The following is a 19816-nucleotide window of genomic DNA, read 5'->3' as shown; positions in this document are numbered from 1 at the left end:
ATGGAATTTGGAACATGGAATTTGAGATTTTTAAATTTAGAACGTTATGTTTAAAAAAATTCTAATAGCCAATAGAGGTGAGATTGCAATGCGTGTAATCAGAACCTGTAAAGAAATGGGTATAAAATCCGTAGCAGTATACTCCACTGCTGACGCTGAAAGTTTACATGTTCGTTTTGCTGATGAAGCTGTATGTATAGGACCAGCACCAAGTAGCGAATCATACTTAAAAATGTCCAATATAATAGCAGCTGCAGAAATCACAAATGCCGATGCTATTCATCCAGGGTATGGATTCTTATCAGAGAATGCTAAATTCTCTAAAATTTGTGAAGAGCACGAGATAAAGTTCATCGGTGCTAGTGCAGAAATGATTGATAGAATGGGAGATAAAGCATCTGCTAAATCTACTATGATTGAAGCAGGAGTCCCTTGTGTTCCTGGAAGCGAAGGTGTAATTCCTGATTTCGAAACCTGTATAAAAGTTGCTAAAGAAACAGGCTACCCAGTAATGCTTAAAGCAAGTGCTGGAGGTGGTGGTAAAGGTATGCGTGCAGTTTGGAAAGAAGAAGATTTACAAAATGCTTGGGAATCTGCCAGACAAGAAAGTAAAGCAGCTTTTGGTAACGATGATATGTACATGGAAAAACTTATCGAAGAACCAAGACATATCGAAATCCAAGTTGTAGGTGATAGTAATGGTAGAGCTTGTCACTTGTCTGAAAGAGACTGTTCTGTTCAACGAAGACACCAAAAACTTACTGAAGAAACTCCTTCTCCGTTCATGACAGATGAACTAAGAGATGAAATGGGAGCAGCAGCAGTTAAAGCTGCAGAATATATTAAATACGAGGGAGCTGGAACTGTAGAATTCTTAGTTGATAAACATCGTAACTTCTACTTTATGGAGATGAATACTAGAATCCAAGTAGAGCATCCTATCACAGAGCAAGTAGTAGATTATGATTTAATTAGAGAACAAATACTAGTTGCTGCTGGAGTACCAATTTCTGGTAAAAACTATTACCCACAATTACACTCTATTGAATGTAGAATCAACGCTGAAGATCCGTACAAAGATTTTCGTCCTTCACCAGGTAAGATAACGAATTTACATCTTCCAGGTGGTCACGGAGTACGTATAGATACTCATGTATACAGTGGTTATATTATTCCACCGAATTACGATTCTATGATCGCTAAATTAATCACCACTGCTCAAACTCGCGAAGAAGCAATCAATAAAATGAAAAGGGCTCTTGATGAATTTGTAGTAGAAGGAATAAAAACTACTGTCCCATTCCATAGGCAACTTATGGATCATCCCGATTATGTTTCTGGAAATTACACCACGAAGTTTATGGAGGATTTTGAGATGGAAGAACCAAAAGATAACTAACTAACAATTAAGCCTCATTATTGAGGCTTTTTTTATGAACTTATTATAATGGATTTTAGCTATTGGGAATATAAAACGTGGTTATCCAATGTCGATTTTACTATCATCGGAAGCGGAATTGTTGGATTAAACAGTGCTCTAAGAATACACCAAAAGTTTCCAAAGGCTAAAATACTTATATTAGAACGAGGAGTTTTTCCTAATGGAGCAAGCACTAAAAATGCAGGTTTCGCTTGTTTTGGAAGTATCTCCGAAATTCTGGATGACCTAGAGACTCACTCTCAAGAAGAAGTTTTAGATTTAGTACAAAAGAGAAGAAATGGCCTTCAATTATTGCGTAATAATCTCGGTGATTCTAATATTGATTATCATCGTAACGGAGGTTACGAGCTTTTTACAAAAACTGATTTTAATCTATATGAAAATTGCATTTCTAAAATCTCAGATATAAACTCCCTATTAACACCTGTTTTTAAAGATGACGTATTTTTAGAAACAAAGAATACTTTCTGCTTCAAAAATATTCAACCGCATTATATCGTAAATCAATTTGAAGGGCAAATCGATACCGGTAAAATGATGAGCGCATTACTGCAAAAAGTTCAAACTTCTGGTGTTAAGATATTAAACAACTGTATTGTCGAGGATCTTATTGAAAATCCGAACACTGTCGAAATAAAAACAAATCATTTTACGTTTTCCTCTAATAAAGTACTAATCGCCACCAATGGTTTCGCCTCTCAATTTGGAATTCAAAATGTAAAGCCTGCGCGAGCACAAGTAGTAATAACCAAACCAATTGAAGGCTTAAATATTAAGGGTACATTTCACCTAGACAAAGGGTATTATTACTTCAGAAATATTGATAATCGAATACTTTTTGGTGGAGGAAGAAATCTTGATTTCAAAGCTGAGGAGACTACTAAACAAGGTCAAACAGAATTAGTACAACAAGAACTAGAAAAGATTTTAAAAGAAACTATCTTACCAGGTACTACTTTTGAAATTGAATATCGCTGGAGTGGTATTATGGGAGTTGGTTCCCAAAAAAAATCTATTGTCAAACAAGTATCCAATAATATTTTCTGCGGAGTTCGGCTTGGTGGTATGGGTATAGCAATTGGAAGTCAGGTTGGCATGGAGCTAGCAGATTTGTTATAAATCAATTTCCGATTAACTATGAAAAAAATCTTTCGTTTGATTTTCAAAGGTTTTTTAGCCTTCTTAATCCTTAGTGTAATCTGGGTATTCATATACAAATGGGTCAATGTTCCTGTGACTCCACTGATGATTATTAGAAACGCTCAATCCATCGAAAAAATCCCAATAGAACATCAATGGGTTGACCTAAAAAATATCTCTAAAAACTTACAACTTGCCGTTATCTGTAGTGAGGATCAACATTTTCTAGAACATAGAGGTTTTGACACCAAGGCAATTGAAAAAGCAATTAAAGAACACAAAACAGGGAAACGATTAAGAGGTGCTAGCACTATATCCCAACAAACAGCAAAGAATGTTTTCTTATGGCCACAACGAAGTTGGATACGTAAAGGGCTAGAAAGTTATTTTACTTTTTTGATAGAAACTTTCTGGAGTAAAGAACGTATTCTTGAAGTATACCTTAACAGCATAGAAATGGGAAATCAAATTTATGGTGCAGAAGCTGCCGCTATATTTTGGTTTAATAAACCTGCCACAAGTCTTACTAAAAATGAAGCTGCCGCAGTAGCAGCAATACTTCCTAACCCTAGAAAATATCTAGCAGAACCAGCATCTAATTATATACAAAAAAGAAAAAAATGGATTCTCCTACAGATGCGTAATTATGGAGCTTTTTCTATTTCTAAGTAGAAAAAATATCTCCAGATGGTAGGGTAAAATCCGAGTGGTTTGTTTTAAAGTAAATCCCTTAAAATTCTTTATTATGAAAACCAATTCAGGAAATAATACCTTTTTACAACATACGAATGGGATAAAAAATAGCTTAGCTACCCAATATTCTGACTTCTCTACATCACCTCAATTTGTAAATCTAAATACCAAAAACCTACCTGGAATTCCCACAATAATATCGGGAAAAATCTTTACCAAAAACAAACAGATAGTACCAAATGCAAAAATAGAAATCTGGCATGCAGACGATGCAGGTGCGTATCATAATGATGGTAATTTTTATTTTCCATCCCAAACAACGTTAACAGGATGTATTATTACGGACGCATCTGGAGCTTATAAAATAAAAACTATACGACCAGGTGTATATGGATATAGAGCTAGGCATTTTCATTATAAAATTTCTGCTAAAGGGCATCATTCATTGGAAACTCAAATTTATTTTAAAGACGACCCAAGAATATTAATTGATGAAATTGCTATAGTAGCAGAAAATTGTAGAGTTATCGATTTTAATTATAATAATATGGGATATCTAGAAGGTATTGTAGATGTTTTTCTTCCAAAAACTTAATTTTAGTGAATCCACTAAAGAAGAAAATTATTAGTTTAAAATTAGTCTTCTTTTTGCTTAACGAAGTTCATATTTGTGCAATTATTACAGTTGTTCTATATTAGAATTCTAAATCTATTTTTTTTGGGAAACATTAAAGAAACTCTATATGATCATTGTCAACAATTTGTACAGGATCGCTTAAATCGTATTGAACATAGAATTGCTAATATTCAGGAATCTCTTAACTCTGAGACAAAAAGTACCGCTGGTGACAAACATGAAACTGGGAGGGCAATGTTGCAATTAGAAAGAGAAAAAGCAGGAGCGCAATTAGCAGAGGTTCAAAAACTTCAAGAAACCTTAGCTAAAATTGATATATACTCGTCTTCTAAAGTAATACGATTAGGAAACATCATAGAAACATCACTAGGGAATTATTTCTTAAGCATTTCGTCCGGGAAAATTATTATAGACAATAAAACGTATTTCGCAATAGCTACCAATACTCCAATTGGAAAATTACTATTAGGAAAAAAGATAGGTGATTATTTTAACTTTAATGGAAATGAAATACAAATAAAAAATTTGGTGTAGTTATAAAATAAAATCTAATAGATTTGTACAATATAAACATCTACAATAATGAAAAACAACTACTTATTACTTTCTATAATTCTTCTTTTGATCACTAGTTCATTACAAGCTCAAACAAATGCTGTAACGGAAACTGGTGAAGAAGTAATTTTATATACCGATGGCACTTGGAAATACTTAAATCAAGAAGAAGAAATTGAAAAAGAAATTACTACGAATCCTGCTACATTCGAAAAAAGTGAGAAATCAACTTTCTTATTAAAAAGCAACAGTACTAAATTAGGATTTTGGTTAAACCCAAAAAAATGGTCTTTTAAAAAAGGAATTAATAATGATGATGCTGAGTACGAACTTCAATTACGTGGAGAAGACTTATATGCCATAATTATTACTGAAAAAGTAGAAATCCCTCTAGAATCATTTAAAGAATTAGCACTTGAAAATGGAAGAGAAATTGCTCCTGACATACAAGTTGTAAAAGAAGAATACAGAATGGTCAATGGACTGAAAATGTTATTGATGCAGATGGACGGTACCATGCAAGGAATAAAGATTTCTTATTACGGGTACTATTTTTCGAATGAAGAAGGATCTGTTCAATTTTTAGCATACACATCTCAAAATCTTTTAGAGGAATATAAGCCCGTTGCCGAAGAATTATTAAATGGTATTGTTATAACAGAATAGATCAAACGCCCCCATTAATATAATATATAAATAGAGGTACTAGAAATTTGTTAAATCTAATAGTATAAAAAAATGATTTTAAGTAAATTGCTACCTCACAAATTGTCAATCTAAATGAAGAAGCTTTCTTTATTACTTCTAATCGTAGTAATTGTTTTTGGGTGTAAACCATATCAGAATACTAAAATCAGAAAAGGTCAAATGACTTATGAAGAATTTAGAGCCCAACAACGATCATTTCCAAGTAAAGATGGCATAATTAAATATATAGATAAAGGAAGTGGACCGGCAATTGTACTTCTTCATGGGGTTCCTACTTCTGGATGGCTATATCGTAAAATGATAGACCCTCTGGTTGCTGGAGGCTATCGAGTTATTGTTCCAGATATGTTAGGATATGGTTCTAGCGATTCTCCAGAAGGATATAAAATTTATAGTGAAAAAGAACATGCTAAAAGGCTTCTTGCTTTAATGGATGGTTTAGGTATTGAATATTGGTCTCACGTAATGCACGATGTAGGAGGTGTATGGACTTGGGAGCTCTTTAATCAAGCTCCTAAACGAATTGAAGAACTTATTATACTAAATACATTATTGTATGAGGAAGGTTTTTATCCGCCAATACGATTTAGTCCTGGTCCAGCTGCTAAAGCTGCAATGTGGTCCTATCGGAATGGAGTTACAACCAATACACTTCTGAAATCATTATTCAAAGAAGGGCTTAAAGAAAATACGTTAAACGAAATAGATGTAGAGGGTTATAAAACTCCTTTATTAGAAGGTAAAACTGATGGAATGTATTATTTCTTTACAAGAACTTGTAATTATTTTCCTGATTATTCTTTAGTTTTTGAAAATATTGAAATTCCTGTTGCAGTTATTTGGGGGATTCATGACACCATGTTACAATGGACTCCTCAACAAACTAAAGTGACAAATGCCCTGAAAATTGATGAGGCAGATATTCATTTTATAGATGAAAAACATTTTATACAAGAAACTAAAGCAGAAGAAATATCTTATAAAATTTTGGATTTTCTTCGATAGAAAAATACTATTAGTTTCGTCCAGTACTGGTTATCCATTTTTGTAATTCTACTCTAAAAACAGTACCGTTGATTAACTCATGTACTTGTTCTAGTTCATCTTTACTTATTGCTAAATCAATTTTATCAGATGGCGTTCTAAGTAATAGTGATCTGCAATTATGACTACATTGATCACAACATTGAGATTGCTCGGTAAGTCTGCATGAATCCGAAAAATCCTTAAGTTCATTTAAGGTAAGTAAAAATCCAATATCCCTAAATACCAATTGAACTTTTGGCGAATCATCTGATTTTTGTTTTCTCCAAAAGAAAGATATTCCAATTTTATTACTGTAAATTCTATTTATAGCACTCATTCTGAATCATATTTGATTCAAAAATATTAATTATTTATAATTAATCTAAATAAAAATAAATTAAATTATATCTTTTAACTTCAATTGTAGAGAAACTGTTCCGTTCCACTCATTTTCATCAATGTTATATGCTACTTTCACATTCTGATTATCGGATATCAAATTAAATTTAGGTCCTAGATTAAAACCAATTCCTCCTATTGCCAATCCATTTTTTTGCATCTTGCACTTTAAATGTTTCTCATCTGCTCCTACGCATTTTGCATACCCCGTATCTTTTACATTTTCTGTCATAAACACAGGCGCCAGATTCCCTGGACCAAAGGGTGCAAATTGTTTTAAAATTCTAAAAAACTTAGGTGTAATTTGATCCAACTCCATTGTTGTATCTATCATTATTTCTGGTGTCAATAATCTTTTGTCGATAGTGGTAGCTACTACTTCTTCAAATTTTTTCTTAAACGGCTCATACTGTTCTTCTTTCAATGTTAATCCTGCTGCGTATTTATGACCTCCAAATTGTTCTATATATTCTGCGCATTCATTCAATGCGTTATATACATCAAATCCTTTAACTGATCTGGCAGAAGCGGCTAACTTAGAACCACTCTTTGTGAAAACTAAGGTTGGTCGATAATATGTTTCTGTAAGTCTGGATGCTACAATTCCGATTACTCCTTTATGCCAATTCTCATCATAAACTACTGTTGTGAATTTATCTTCTTCAGAATTTTGGCTTATTTGCTCTAAAGCTTCTTCAGTAATACTTTTATCAGCATCTTTTCGATCACTATTATACGTTTCTATCTCAGAAGCATATTGTAATGCAAGCTCTAAATCATTCTCCTTAAGCAAGTTTACCGCATGCAATCCATGTTTCATTCTTCCTGCTGCATTAATTCTAGGAGCCAACATAAATACTACATCAGTAATTGTTAGCGTTTTCTTTTTTACTTGCGATAACATTGCTTTAAAACCTGTTCTTGGATTTTGATTTATTACTTTTAAACCAAAATAAGCAAGCACCCTATTCTCTCCTGTTATCGGAACAATATCCGCTCCGATTGCTGTAGCAACAAGGTCTAAATATATTAGAAGATCTTCTATAGAATCACCTCTTTTAGAAGCAATAGCTTGTATTAGTTTGAAACCTACTCCACAACCACATAATTCTTTATAAGGATAATCACAATCTTCTCTCTTAGGATCCAATACTGCAATTGCTTTTGGAATTATATCTCCCGGTCTATGATGATCACAAATGATAAAATCAATTCCTTTTGATTTTGCATATGCCACCTTTTCTATTGCTTTTATACCACAATCCAACGCTACAATAAGTGAAATATCATTATCAGAGGCATAATCAATTCCTTGATAAGAAACCCCATATCCTTCTGCATATCGATCCGGAATATATGTTGCTACTTGTGATGTAATGGTTTCTAAATACGAAGACATCAGAGCTACAGAAGTAGTTCCATCTACATCATAATCTCCATAAACCATAATATTCTCTTCATCTGATATTGCTTTTTCTATTCTAGAAACAGCAATATCCATATCTTTCATCAAAAAAGGATCATGTAAATCTTTTAAGGAAGGTCTAAAAAACTGTTTAGCTTGATCGAATGTATCAACTCCTCTTTGAACTAGTAAAGAAGCAATGATTTCATCTACATTAAGTGCTTTTGACAGGTTGGTAATTGCAGTAATATTTGGTTTTGGTCTAAGCGTCCATCTCATTGGCATTATCCTTCCGAAATTATTTAAAAAACCAAAGTACAAAAAACATCGCTACTCGTTCCGGTTTGACATTAGTTTTGTATTTTGGTTTGCTAAAATTAAATTAACTCAAAAAAATATACATACACATGCCATTAGTTACACCTCTATCCGCAGAACATGATATAGAAACCAAAGAATTGGCGGAATTCTTTAACGAAACCTTAGGTTTCTGTCCAAATTCTGTATTGACCATGCAGCGAAGACCAGCCATTTCTAAAGCCTTTATTAATCTTAACAAAGCGGTTATGGCAAATGAAGGTCGTGTAACCTCTGCTCTAAAACGTATGATTGCTTGGGTAAGTAGTAATGCTACAGGATGTAGATATTGTCAAGCGCACGCTATACGTGCTGCAGAACGTTATGGTGCAGAACAGGAACAGTTAGATAATATTTGGGAATATAAAACACACCCAGCTTTTAGTGATGCGGAACGTGCTGCACTAGATTTTTCACTTGCTGCTTCTTTGGTACCTAACAATGTTGATGAGGCTATCAAAACAGAACTTTATAAATATTGGGATGAAGGTGAAATCGTAGAAATGCTTGGTGTGATTTCTTTGTTTGGATATCTAAATCGTTGGAATGACTCTATGGGAACTACCGTAGAAGAAGGCGCTATTGAATCTGGCGAACAATATCTCGGAAAACACGGTTGGGAAAAAGGAAAACACGTATAATATCTATTGAACATATAGGTTTTCTTATCTCTTAAAATATCAGGCCTCACAAATTTCAATAATCTGTGAGGCCTTTTTATGATTGTTTTTAGACAGAAATAATCTTCTCTCGTACTGCTTTAATAATCAATCCCGCAGTGTTTTTTACCTCTAATTTCATCATTAAATTTTTTCGATGGCCTTCTATGGTTCGAACACTCAAAAATAATTCCGCCGCAATTTCTGCCGTCGTAAATTCTTTGGTCACCAACTCCAACACTTCTAACTCTCTAGTAGTAAGATGATAATCTTTTCCAATTACAGGAGGCTTGTTGGACTTATTCTTTAATCCTTTCAGTAACGCCTGAGAAACAAAAGGATTAAAATAAAAACCTTTATCACATACAGATCGTATTGCATCCTCTAATTCTTGTGGATTGGTATCTTTAAGCAAGTATCCATTAGCTCCAACTTCCATCAAATATGATATCATTCGCTCTTCTTTATGCATAGTGAGAATAATAACTTTCATATTTGGATATGACTCTTTTATTTTTAACGTAGCGTCTACTCCATTCATTTCTTCCATTTCTAAATCTAATAGAATCACATCTGGAACAAGTTTATTTAATTTAGCTAATAGATCTTTGCCGCTTACAGCTTCTAAAACCAGTTCTATATTGTCCATTTTATCCAAAAGTGATTTAATCCCTTCTCGAAACAAATTATGATCATCTACTAATCCTAGTTTTATAATTTCCATGGGTATTTATTTAGGTTGTTAAGAGTGCATTTACTATGGTATTTTGAGTAATACTTTCATTCCAGATTTTTCTTCTAAAAAGCTAATGGTTCCTGATAAAATGGACAACCTGCTTTCTATATTTTTTAGTCCTAATCCTTTTCTATATTGAAGCTGTTTTTGATTTAAACCTTTTCCATCATCCTCATAAACAATGATTAATGTCTCTTTTTCATTTTTCATTTCGATTTTTATTTCTGTAGCTTCTGCGTGTTTAAGTGTATTGGTAATTAACTCCTGAATAATTCTATAAAGATTTAGCTCTTTTGTCTTAGATACAGAATATGTGGTGTTATTTATAAAAGAAATATTGATTTTACCAGTGTCTCGTATGGTTTGCACTAAACTATCTATGGCCTCCATAAATCCCAATTTTTCTAATACTACAGGTCTTAAATCTTTAGAAATACTGCGTACACTCTGTATCATATCATCAAAAAAACCACTTATTTTATCTGCTATCGTTGTTAATTCTTCTGGATTTAATTCATGAGTTATTTGACCAATATATAATTTAGTAGTTGTTAACATAGCTCCAACATCGTCATGTAATTCCTTTGCGATTCTGCTGCGTTCTACTTCTTGACTTTGGATAGCCGTTTTTAGTAACTCCTTTTGATAATCTGACTCTGCTTTTTGATGCCTTTTTTGTTGTTCTAATAGTCTTCGCTGATAAATAATAAAAAATACAATCACTGATAGTGATAATAAAAAAATCACTATCATACCAATGATAATAATCTTTAATGCTATGGCTTCTTCGGATTCACCCATAAAGCGATGGTATAAAAAATTGTCAATACAATGTTTACAATAGCATGGAGTCCCCAAACGAGATAACTAGCTTCTGTAGACCCTTGAAACATATTGTTATTAATAAAAAACAGGATTAAGTTACTGGAAAAATAAATTAAAAAACCAGCATTGATCCAAAACATAGGATTGGTTTCCAGCGCATTGTATTTTACTTCCTTTAATAAAGCATAAAAATAACTAAGTGAAAGAAATATTACTATGATACCTAAAAGTGTCGTTACATTAGAATTAAATGTATTTAAATTTTGAAAAAATAGCGTATTTGTTATGGCAAAAACAGTAAATGTAATCCCCAGAATAATAAAAAACTGTTTTGGGAAAATTTTTGACAGTACAATCCTATAGATATTAATAATTAATAGAAACTCAATCACTGCATAAAAATGATAAACTGGTAGATTGTTTATTTTTTGCCGCCAAAGCATATTTGAAATAGATTCTACTATCAATACCAATACTAACAAATACAAAAGACGAATCTGCACCTTATTTAGTTTCTTAAATCTATAAGTTGCCAGTAACAAAGGAATTATCACTATAAAAGACGATACATTCCCTAAAAATTTAAAAAACCCTTCATTCATTAGTAACTAGTTAAACTAATTATTCATTAGGACACGTAGGTGGACAAGGAGTAGAATATTCTATAAAAATCTCTTCATCCGTAAATTCTAACAACGCATGTCTTGATAAAATTTCAGTAATGACTTCACCTACAGGAGTAATTCCTATGACTGGAGTAAACGAAATCATATCTCTTTTATGAAACTTATTCATATCAACTCCGGGATAGAGAATAAATTCCTCAATTTCTCCCAATAAAGAATCATTAATAAGATCGATTATATCAATGTTATCAATTAAGTAATAATTTACTCGCTCTCTTTGTCTTGTTTTTGTATCAACCGCTACAAAAAGATCATCTATCAAATTATCTTCAAGATTGTTCCAATTGGTTAAAATCATCTCTTTAAAAATCCCTGGCACCAATACTCCTCCAGTATCCAGATCTCCTATTGTTCCATTCTGAATTGGCTCTACCGGTTCCTTATATTTTGGAATCAAAGTAAAAAACAAATTGTTGATTGTATCTTCTAGGTCTACTTCTATAATTGGCACAAAAGTGAAATTCTTTTTGTCTTCTACTTCTAATGCCATATGAGTTTTAATTCTTTGAATAGTTTTTCCATCATCTTTAAGGCTATTTAATATAGCAACATCTACAGCATCCATCTGAAAGTAATTAGCTCTAGTATAGTATCCACTAAAGGGCCTACCTTTTGTTTCATTTAGGCGTTGAAAGTGTCTGGCTAACAACAATACTTCTTCCTGTTGCCATCTCTCAATTTTCTCTGCTTGTTCTAAAGTCATTAATTGTTTTGGTTGGATTGCCTGTTCCATTTGTGTGAAAATTTATACGTTAAATTGGTTTATTCCTTTAAAACTAAACAAAAAACACCTTTGGAGCTAATAATGAATGCATTAACAAGTAATAACCATTAAAAAACACGTATTTACCACGTGTTTATTTCGTTGAACCTACCATTAATTTTTTACAAACAGGTAATTCTACGGCATAATTGCAGTAAATACTTAAATATAAAAACAGATACTTATACGCTATTGAAAAACAACCAGTTACAATACTTTTGAATGTAATTAAAAAACACATTAAAGGGTAGCTACTTTTTTGATTACATCGGCGGATTCGAAAAGCCTAATTTTAAACAGAGTAGAGGATTAATAACATAAATCATGGAATTAAAAGAAGCAGTATTAACTCATTTAGATGCAAAACAAACAGGCTCTATTCTGATAAGGTGTGAAGGTGGATACGTAGCCCGTTTTACGTTATCTTATACATTAAATGGCAAGGAGTTTAGTAAACACTCTGGAGATATATCATTAGGAGTGAATAAATCCGAAACTATCCCAGAAGGTGCTACTTCTATTTACTTAAAAGTGGAAGAAAACTGGGCATTTGGATGGTCAACTATTTTTACAAAGAGCTACGATAAGCCCGTAACAGAATGCTATAAGGTGTATGGTACTACCTTAGATCCTAAATACGCAAAAATCTCTTGTTAGTTTTATTAACGATTTTGAAAAAAATCATCTTACACTTCTATAACCATATAGCAACCTTTATCACTGGATTTAGGTTGTTATTTTTTAAAGTAAAATCGAAAACTTTTCCAAAGTAAATAAGCGCTCATAAGTATAATAAGAATAGCCCACATCCAATAAGTACCAAAGGTATTTTCTGCAATAGCCTGCGTATCTGATATCTGAATTGCTCCATCTCTTTCGAACTGTTTTGTAAATAAATAATCCAGCTGAAGATATGTACTTAATGCAGATTGTAAACCTAAAAACAAGATAACAACTACTTCGAGTTTTCTACTCTTAAATAAGGTAATAACAAATAAAAAGATTGCAAAACCACTCATTACAGATACTCCCCAAAAAGATCTAATCCATAATAACAACGAAAGTATCATAACTCCTATTAATACTCTAAGTGCTATCATAGAATTTCTGTGCGATTTTGCAGACATTATTAACAAAGCTCCAATTACAGCTGGTCCTAATAATCCTCCTGCCGCTACTAAGGCATTACCTATAAAAGGAGAAACATAGCTTCCTCCTAAATGGTAGTAAGCAACACCACCTCCATTCTCATAAATTTCTAAATGCTCAAAACTACCTCCTAGTAATACCGCCATAATGCCATGACCCATTTCGTGGAACCAAGTTCCCAATAATCTAAAGGGATATTGAAACCATCCAAAATATGGTAACTGCCATAATATGACTACAACAATAGCCACGATAATTATAGTATAATCGAAACGTTTAGAGATACTTGTAATTTTTAAATTATTTTACAGTTTATAGTATAGAGGCAAAATTTGCAACTTCAAATTCACAAAAATCATTCTTATGAACTCTCCAAAAAACAAATATTTACTTTCTATTCTAGTTTGCTTCCTAACTATTGGTATATATGGCCAGGAAAAAGTTACAGAAGAAACATTTTTTTCAAACAAAAAATCTTCGTCAGAAAAATCCACAATGCCCATATATAAACCCAACTATAAGTTAGATGAACAAATAAAAAACACCCTCATTAATGATACTGATCCTATAATGCCAATATATAAGCCTTATCTTTCTTTAGAATTTAAATCTAAGAATTCCTTAGTGAAGGTTAATTTAAAAACCTTGAAAGAAATCAAAGAAAATTTGAAAAACAATTAAGTCAAATTACCCAAGTCTTTTAGTAAGAGTCTGATCTTTAAAAGAAATTCCACTCCAACCTGTTTTCATAAAATTCCGAATATTTTGGTGGTCAGTTCCTTCAGGGTTTTGCAAAACATTTCTATAATGTTCTCCAAAACAATTCAATGTTTCCTCTACTTCTAAATTGTGAATTTTTGCAAACAAAAATAACTTACAAGAACCAGAGTTTTGTCCAGTTTCATTAGTTACATTTCCATTAATGAAGGATGTAGGCTCAAAACTATAGTGAGCTTCAATAATATCCATAGTATTCTGGAATGTAATTTCTGTAGGATATTTTCTAAGTCTCTTAATAAAATCAGATATATTCATATATTATTTTTTTCCTCCAACGACAATAACTATTTCACCTTTAGGAGGTTTATTTTCATAATGTGATAATACTTCTTGTGCAGTTCCACGAACGGTTTCCTCATGAAGTTTACTTAATTCTCTCGATACAGAAAGCATTCTATCAGCTCCAAAATATTCTACAAAATTACCTAAAGTCTTAATAAGTTTATGTGGAGATTCATAAAATATCATGGTTCTAGTTTCCTCTGCCAATATTTTCAATCGTGTTTGCCTACCCTTTTTTACTGGAAGAAATCCTTCGAAAACAAATTTATCATTTGGCAAACCACTATTAACCAAGGCTGGAACAAATGCCGTAGCTCCTGGTAAACATTCTACATCAATACTATTTTCTACACACGCCCTGGTCAATAAAAATCCAGGATCGCTAATTGCAGGTGTTCCAGCATCACTAATTAAAGCTATATTTTCTCCACTTTGCAACTTTCTAATGACACTATCTATAGTTTTATGTTCATTATGCATATGATGACTTTGCATATGAGTAGTAATTTCGAAATGTTTTAACAATTTACCACTAGTACGGGTATCTTCGGCTAGAATTAAATCCACTTCTTTTAGCACTTTAATAGCTCTAAAAGTCATATCTTCTAAATTACCAATTGGAGTAGGGACGATAAATAATTTGGACATATTTTAGGGTCTTACTTTTTTTCCTGTTGTATATGATATAATAAGGAATATTAATCCTAAAGTTGCGAATAATCCTTGCCCATCATCTTTCATATAATGTGCGGTAAAAGCAAGTACCATATCAAAAAAGAATCCAGCATACGCCCATTCCTTCAACCATTTTATTTTATTAGTAAGAATTACAATAATCCCGCCTATTTTTGCTATCGCCAGAGGAATAACCAGATATGTTGGATAGTCTAGGTTTTCAAAAAAACCTCTTACCATTTCTGTATTTCTAAAGTACATCTGTGCAGAAAACAACATAATTCCGCACATCGCTACCGTGGCAATCCAGTAGATAATTTTCATATAAATAGTTTTATTTTTATTAAGGTTATTAGTAACAAAAGAATGTTAATCCTTACCTAGAATTCATACTTATTAGTTACGATCTCCATAAAACGTTCTTCATACTCTTCTTTTCCTTGCCAATTGTTATAATCAGGCTTTACCATATTTTTAATAAATTGCTTCGCTCCACTTTTACTATTAAGTGTATTTAATTGTGAAAGTACACGATTATAATCTGTAGAACTCCCATCAAACAAATGTTTTATAAAAGCCAATCTATCATTTAATCCAATATTGATTCCCCTTTTTAATTGATCATTTAGTGATTTTGGTTTTTCTTCTACATCATTCATCTTTTCTAAAATAGGCATACTTTGAGGTACTGATCCTATTTCTTCCATATCATTTTTTTCATAAACAGGTTCGGATAAAGAAACATTCTCTTCTGTAAACTTAGGAGCAGGGACAAAAAGATCTTCTGTAACTTTCTCATTAATCTTTTCGATTACGATTTCTGGTTTTTGTTCCTCAATTACTTCAGGTATTGATTCCGCAACTTTATCTTCCAGACTAAACATAGTCTCTGCAACTTCATTTGTTTCTATTTCTTGATCTAAACTAACAATTGGTTTAGGTTTTATCTCATCTGAAACATCCTCTGTATGAGTATCTGATGTATCTGTTACTTCTAAAGCCTCCTTGATACTCCCTATTGTTGGTTGAATATCTGCAAAATGAGACTCTGCAAAATTTAAAACACTTAATTTTTCATATAACAACCTTGCCTCTTCCTGCAATTGTGGTAAGGTAGATCTATCTTTAAGTTGCAATATCCTATGTGCAATACTTATCAATTCTGCTTCCAATTTCTTCTTCATAACTTTCTTATTCGTTTGGGCTATGCTTTTTGTTTTTTAATAAATTTACCTCATCTTTAAAGCAATACCAAAAAGTAAAAATGAAATGAAGGATTATTTCCATTATCATCTTAAAATTCAATTGGTATTATTAAAGAGTAGGGTTTCTTTTAATTGATGCTGAAAAATACAAAATGTTTCTCGAAAATACAGTAAATCATAAAGAGCAATTTGGCTGGATAGAAGTTATCTGTGGTTCGATGTTTTCGGGAAAGACCGAAGAATTGATCCGTAGATTAAAACGCGCGCAATTTGCTAAACAAAAAGTTGAAATTTTTAAACCAGCTATCGATGTCAGATATGATGACGAGATGGTTGTTTCTCATGATGCCAATGAAATTCGTTCTACTCCTGTTCCTGCAGCAGCAAATATTAGAATTCTTGCAGATACTTGTGATGTAGTCGGTATTGACGAAGCACAATTTTTTGACGATGAAATCGTAAGTGTCTGTAACGACTTAGCGAATAAAGGTATTCGGGTTATCGTTGCAGGTTTGGATATGGATTTTAAAGGAAATCCTTTTGGACCTATGCCGGCACTTATGGCTACAGCAGAATACGTAACCAAAGTCCACGCAGTTTGTACAAGAACTGGTAATCTTGCTCAATTTAGTTATCGAAAATCTAAAAAAGATGATTTAGTACTACTTGGCGAAACTGATGAATACGAACCTTTAAGTCGTGCAGCTTACTATAAAGCTTCTTTAAAAGAAAAAGTAAAACAAATAGAAGTTACCGATCCCAAAGAATTATCTGAAAATTCTAAAAAATCTGATGAGTAAAGTAAAAGAAACAATTCTTGAAATTAATCTGACTCATCTTACTCATAATTACACATACTTAAAAAGTAAGCTTGATTCAAAAGTTAAATTGTTAGCTGTAGTAAAAGCTGCAGGATATGGAAGTGATGCTGTAACAATAGCAAAACATCTGGAAAAAATAGGTGCTGATTATTTTGCTGTTGCTTATGTTTCAGAAGGAATTATTTTACGAAAAGCAGGAGTAAAAACACCTATATTAGTACTACACCCACAACCCATAAATTTTTCAGCACTAATTGAATATAATTTAGAACCTAGTGTATATAGTCCAAGAATTATACAAGAATTCATAAAGGTTGCAGAAGCGGAAAATCAAAAAGATTATCCTGTACATGTTAAGTTTAATACGGGTTTAAATCGATTAGGTTTTTGGGAGAATGATGTAGATTATATAATGAGTTGTTTACATCAAACCAACGCTATTAAAGTAAAATCGCTATTCTCTCACCTTGCAGCAAGTGAGGATCATAATGAGAAAAAGTTTACAGTGAGTCAAGTCAACTCATTTCAGAAAATAAGCTCAGACATTATTAATAAGTTAGGTTATAAACCTATACTTCATCAATGTAATACCTCAGGAATATTGAATTATCCCGAAGCGCATTTTGATATGGTTCGTGCCGGAATAGGATTATACGGTTATGGGAATGATGCAGATTATGATACTCATTTAAAACCTATAGCATCCCTTAAGTCGATTATCTCACAGATTCATACACTAGAGCCTGGTGAAACTTTAGGATACAACAGAGCTTTTGTTTCTAATGGCTATACCAAAACGGCAACTATACCAATCGGTCACGCGGATGGAATCGGAAGACAATATGGAAATAGGAAAGGTTTCTTTATTGTAAACGGAAAAAAAGCTTTTATCCTTGGAAATGTCTGTATGGATATGATAATGATTGATATCACAGACATTGATTGTAAAGAAGGAGATGAAGTAATTATATTCGACAACATTTCTTCTGCATCTATAATTGCTGAAAGTGCAGGAACAATTTCTTATGAACTCCTTACAGCTATTTCTCCAAGAGTAAAACGTGTTATTATCGGTAATAATTGAATTTGATCGAATTTACAGTCTATTTTTTTTAACACTTTTTTAAATATTGATTTATTTTTTACGTATTTTGTTATCAATAATACTAACTAAAATAAAATAATCATGCTTAAAGAATTTAAGGAATTTATAATGACAGGTAATGTCGTTGAATTTGCTGTCGCTGTTATCATGGCAACTGCAATTGGTGGCGTTGTCAAAGGTTTTGTATCCAATATTGTAATGCCTGTTGTAGGTTATTTCTCAGGAGGAATGGACTTTAGCAGTAAAAAAATCATTCTTCAAGAAGCAGTTGTAGATGCTACAGGTGCCATAACTACCGCTGAAAACGCAATAACTTATGGAGCTTGGATTAATACCATTATTAATTTAATCATTGTTGGATTCGTAATGTTTATGATTGTTAAAGCATATAATAAAACTAAGAAGCCTGTAGAAGAAGCTCCTGCTGAACCAGCTGGACCAAGTCAAGAAGAGTTATTAGCAGAAATAAGAGATCTACTTAAAAAGTAACACCTAATCTTATTATTAAATGAATTATCTATAGCTACCGCTATACTACATATTCTAACTAAACCACTCAAGAAATTGAGTGGTTCTTTTTTACAATTTGTTTTATATATAACAAATTGTTTAAATTAATATTATTTTATTAAAAAATATAAAACTGTTATAAATAATCAGCACATTTGCTGGAATCTAAAAAAAAGACCGATTTTTGTGTCTATAAAAGTCATTAATAAATTAAGCAGATGAAAGTAGCTGTTGTTGGTGCCACTGGATTGGTAGGTACTGTAATGTTAAAAGTATTAGAAGAACGTAATTTTCCAGTAACAGAATTAATTCCTGTTGCCTCAGAAAGGTCTATTGGAAAAAAAATATCGTATAAAAGTCAAGAGTTTTCTGTTGTTGGTTTAACTACAGCTATAGAAATGAAACCTGATGTAGCTTTGTTTTCTGCCGGTGGAAGTACTTCTCTAGAATGGGCTCCTAAATTTGCAGATGCTGGGATCACGGTAATCGATAACTCTTCTGCCTGGAGAATGGATCCAACCAAAAAGTTGGTTGTACCAGAAATTAATGCTAAAGATTTAACTAAAGAAGATAAAATTATAGCCAACCCTAATTGTTCTACTATACAACTAGTAATGGCACTAGGACCGTTACACTCATCATACAAGATAAAACGTGCTATTATTTCTACCTACCAATCCATTACCGGAACAGGAGTAAAAGCTGTTCAACAATTAGAAAATGAATACGCTGGAGAAAAAGGTGAAATGGCTTATCCTTATCCAATCCATCGTAATGCAATTCCACATTGTGATGTGTTCCAGGAAAATGGTTATACAAAAGAAGAGATGAAATTGGTTAATGAGACTCAAAAAATTCTTGATGATCGAACTATTGCAGTTACCGCCACTGCTATTCGTATTCCTGTTGTTGGTGGACATAGTGAAAGTGTAAATCTAGAATTTGAAAACGAGTTTCAGGAAAATGAAGTTCGTCAAATCTTAAATAACACTTCTGGAGTTACAGTACAAGATAACCCAGATACTAATACATACCCAATGCCCATTTATGCGGAAGGGAAAAATGATGTTTTTGTAGGTAGGATCAGAAGAGATCATTCTAGAGAAAATGCATTAAACATGTGGATTGTAGCAGATAACCTTAGAAAAGGAGCCGCTACAAATGCAGTACAAATTGGAGAATATTTAGTAGAAAATAATTTAATCGGCTAATAACCAACCACTATTATAAAAAGCCCTTGTTATATCAAAGAAATAACA

General features: G+C 32.4%; 25 protein-coding genes. 14 read left to right on the top strand and 11 right to left on the bottom strand.

Annotated features, from left to right (window positions below):
• Positions 1-46: 46 nt before the first annotated feature.
• From accC to J8L88_RS02010, 7 genes are all read left to right on the top strand, one after another.
• Positions 47-1399 (top strand): acetyl-CoA carboxylase biotin carboxylase subunit, encoded by a 1353-nt coding sequence (accC, locus tag J8L88_RS02040; RefSeq protein ID WP_027394688.1) that lies wholly within the window; start codon positions 47-49, stop codon positions 1397-1399.
• Between the two features lie 48 nt (positions 1400-1447).
• Entirely contained in the window at positions 1448-2560 is a 1113-nt protein-coding gene (locus tag J8L88_RS02035) for an FAD-binding oxidoreductase (protein ID WP_118388101.1), read from the top strand.
• Between the two features lie 18 nt (positions 2561-2578).
• Entirely contained in the window at positions 2579-3253 is a 675-nt protein-coding gene (mtgA, locus tag J8L88_RS02030; RefSeq protein WP_211059806.1) for a monofunctional biosynthetic peptidoglycan transglycosylase, read from the top strand.
• Between the two features lie 73 nt (positions 3254-3326).
• Positions 3327-3869 (top strand): hypothetical protein, encoded by a 543-nt coding sequence (locus tag J8L88_RS02025; protein WP_118388105.1) that lies wholly within the window; start codon positions 3327-3329, stop codon positions 3867-3869.
• A gap of 123 nt (positions 3870-3992) precedes the next feature.
• Complete coding sequence (locus J8L88_RS02020; RefSeq protein WP_027394685.1) at positions 3993-4445, top strand: 3-oxoacyl-ACP synthase; 453 nt, start codon at positions 3993-3995, stop codon at positions 4443-4445.
• A 48-nt stretch (positions 4446-4493) separates the two neighbouring features.
• Entirely contained in the window at positions 4494-5132 is a 639-nt protein-coding gene (locus J8L88_RS02015) for a hypothetical protein (protein ID WP_211059805.1), read from the top strand.
• A 114-nt stretch (positions 5133-5246) separates the two neighbouring features.
• On the top strand, positions 5247-6179 hold the full coding sequence (locus J8L88_RS02010; RefSeq protein ID WP_162897368.1) for an alpha/beta fold hydrolase: 933 nt from the start codon (positions 5247-5249) through the stop codon (positions 6177-6179).
• 10 nt (positions 6180-6189) lie between these two features.
• Here the strand turns inward: J8L88_RS02010 and J8L88_RS02005 are convergent, their stop codons facing one another.
• Positions 6190-6537 (bottom strand): hypothetical protein, encoded by a 348-nt coding sequence (locus J8L88_RS02005; protein ID WP_211059804.1) that lies wholly within the window; start codon positions 6535-6537, stop codon positions 6190-6192.
• Between the two features lie 60 nt (positions 6538-6597).
• Complete coding sequence (recJ, locus tag J8L88_RS02000; protein ID WP_118390036.1) at positions 6598-8283, bottom strand: single-stranded-DNA-specific exonuclease RecJ; 1686 nt, start codon at positions 8281-8283, stop codon at positions 6598-6600.
• 128 nt (positions 8284-8411) lie between these two features.
• Between recJ and J8L88_RS01995 the strand changes: the two genes are divergently transcribed.
• Positions 8412-9002 (top strand): carboxymuconolactone decarboxylase family protein, encoded by a 591-nt coding sequence (locus J8L88_RS01995; RefSeq protein ID WP_027394681.1) that lies wholly within the window; start codon positions 8412-8414, stop codon positions 9000-9002.
• 88 nt (positions 9003-9090) lie between these two features.
• Here the strand turns inward: J8L88_RS01995 and J8L88_RS01990 are convergent, their stop codons facing one another.
• From J8L88_RS01990 to J8L88_RS01975, 4 genes are read right to left on the bottom strand one after another with little or no spacing between them, the layout of a single operon-like run.
• Positions 9091-9744, bottom strand: a complete 654-nt coding sequence (locus tag J8L88_RS01990) for a response regulator transcription factor (RefSeq protein WP_027394680.1) — start codon at positions 9742-9744, stop codon at positions 9091-9093.
• Positions 9745-9777: 33 nt separating this feature from the next.
• Positions 9778-10557, bottom strand: coding sequence for a sensor histidine kinase (locus J8L88_RS01985; RefSeq protein ID WP_051336253.1), 780 nt, complete (start codon positions 10555-10557; stop codon positions 9778-9780).
• Positions 10533-11183 carry a hypothetical protein gene (locus J8L88_RS01980; RefSeq protein WP_211059803.1) on the bottom strand — a complete coding sequence of 217 codons (651 nt, stop codon included), beginning with the start codon at positions 11181-11183 and terminating at the stop codon, positions 10533-10535. The genes J8L88_RS01985 and J8L88_RS01980 overlap by 25 nt, the downstream gene beginning before the upstream one ends.
• 19 nt (positions 11184-11202) lie before the next feature.
• On the bottom strand, positions 11203-12000 hold the full coding sequence (locus tag J8L88_RS01975; protein WP_211059802.1) for a hypothetical protein: 798 nt from the start codon (positions 11998-12000) through the stop codon (positions 11203-11205).
• Between the two features lie 354 nt (positions 12001-12354).
• On the opposite strand from J8L88_RS01975, the gene J8L88_RS01970 reads away from it, so the two are divergent.
• Positions 12355-12687: a hypothetical protein gene (locus tag J8L88_RS01970; protein ID WP_027394676.1), complete on the top strand. Its 333-nt coding sequence runs from the start codon at positions 12355-12357 to the stop codon at positions 12685-12687.
• Positions 12688-12764: 77 nt separating this feature from the next.
• On the opposite strand, the gene J8L88_RS01965 is transcribed toward J8L88_RS01970, so the two are convergent.
• On the bottom strand, positions 12765-13430 hold the full coding sequence (locus tag J8L88_RS01965) for a M50 family metallopeptidase (RefSeq protein ID WP_371813601.1): 666 nt from the start codon (positions 13428-13430) through the stop codon (positions 12765-12767).
• Positions 13431-13542: 112 nt separating this feature from the next.
• Here J8L88_RS01965 and J8L88_RS01960 point away from each other — a divergent pair, with 112 nt between their 5' ends.
• A complete protein-coding gene (locus J8L88_RS01960; RefSeq protein WP_211059801.1) occupies positions 13543-13860 on the top strand; it encodes a hypothetical protein in 318 nt (105 codons plus the stop codon).
• Positions 13861-13866: 6 nt separating this feature from the next.
• Here the strand turns inward: J8L88_RS01960 and J8L88_RS01955 are convergent, their stop codons facing one another.
• Genes J8L88_RS01955 through J8L88_RS01940 form a run of 4 tightly spaced genes read right to left on the bottom strand, consistent with a single transcriptional unit; the run spans position 13867 to position 16100 of the window.
• Positions 13867-14214: a HopJ type III effector protein gene (locus J8L88_RS01955; protein WP_211059800.1), complete on the bottom strand. Its 348-nt coding sequence runs from the start codon at positions 14212-14214 to the stop codon at positions 13867-13869.
• Positions 14215-14217: 3 nt separating this feature from the next.
• Complete coding sequence (rsmI, locus tag J8L88_RS01950; protein WP_027394672.1) at positions 14218-14889, bottom strand: 16S rRNA (cytidine(1402)-2'-O)-methyltransferase; 672 nt, start codon at positions 14887-14889, stop codon at positions 14218-14220.
• Between the two features lie 3 nt (positions 14890-14892).
• Positions 14893-15240: a DoxX family protein gene (locus J8L88_RS01945; RefSeq protein WP_211059799.1), complete on the bottom strand. Its 348-nt coding sequence runs from the start codon at positions 15238-15240 to the stop codon at positions 14893-14895.
• Between the two features lie 56 nt (positions 15241-15296).
• Complete coding sequence (locus J8L88_RS01940) at positions 15297-16100, bottom strand: hypothetical protein (RefSeq protein WP_118388111.1); 804 nt, start codon at positions 16098-16100, stop codon at positions 15297-15299.
• A 173-nt stretch (positions 16101-16273) separates the two neighbouring features.
• On the opposite strand from J8L88_RS01940, the gene J8L88_RS01935 reads away from it, so the two are divergent.
• From J8L88_RS01935 to J8L88_RS01920, 4 genes are all read left to right on the top strand, one after another.
• Positions 16274-16921 carry a thymidine kinase gene (locus J8L88_RS01935; protein WP_027394669.1) on the top strand — a complete coding sequence of 216 codons (648 nt, stop codon included), beginning with the start codon at positions 16274-16276 and terminating at the stop codon, positions 16919-16921.
• Positions 16914-18026, top strand: a complete 1113-nt coding sequence (gene alr, locus J8L88_RS01930) for an alanine racemase (RefSeq protein WP_027394668.1) — start codon at positions 16914-16916, stop codon at positions 18024-18026. The genes J8L88_RS01935 and alr overlap by 8 nt, the downstream gene beginning before the upstream one ends.
• A gap of 102 nt (positions 18027-18128) precedes the next feature.
• Positions 18129-18536 (top strand): large conductance mechanosensitive channel protein MscL, encoded by a 408-nt coding sequence (gene mscL, locus J8L88_RS01925; RefSeq protein ID WP_027394667.1) that lies wholly within the window; start codon positions 18129-18131, stop codon positions 18534-18536.
• Positions 18537-18775: 239 nt separating this feature from the next.
• On the top strand, positions 18776-19768 hold the full coding sequence (locus J8L88_RS01920) for an aspartate-semialdehyde dehydrogenase (protein ID WP_027394666.1): 993 nt from the start codon (positions 18776-18778) through the stop codon (positions 19766-19768).
• Positions 19769-19816 lie beyond the last annotated feature (48 nt).

This window comes from Aquimarina sp. MMG015 (assembly GCF_018100855.1).
Taxonomy (GTDB): Bacteria; Bacteroidota; Bacteroidia; order Flavobacteriales; family Flavobacteriaceae; genus Aquimarina; species Aquimarina latercula.
The sequence above is the reverse complement of the archived record's forward strand: the minus strand, read 5'-3'. Positions and strand labels throughout refer to the sequence as shown.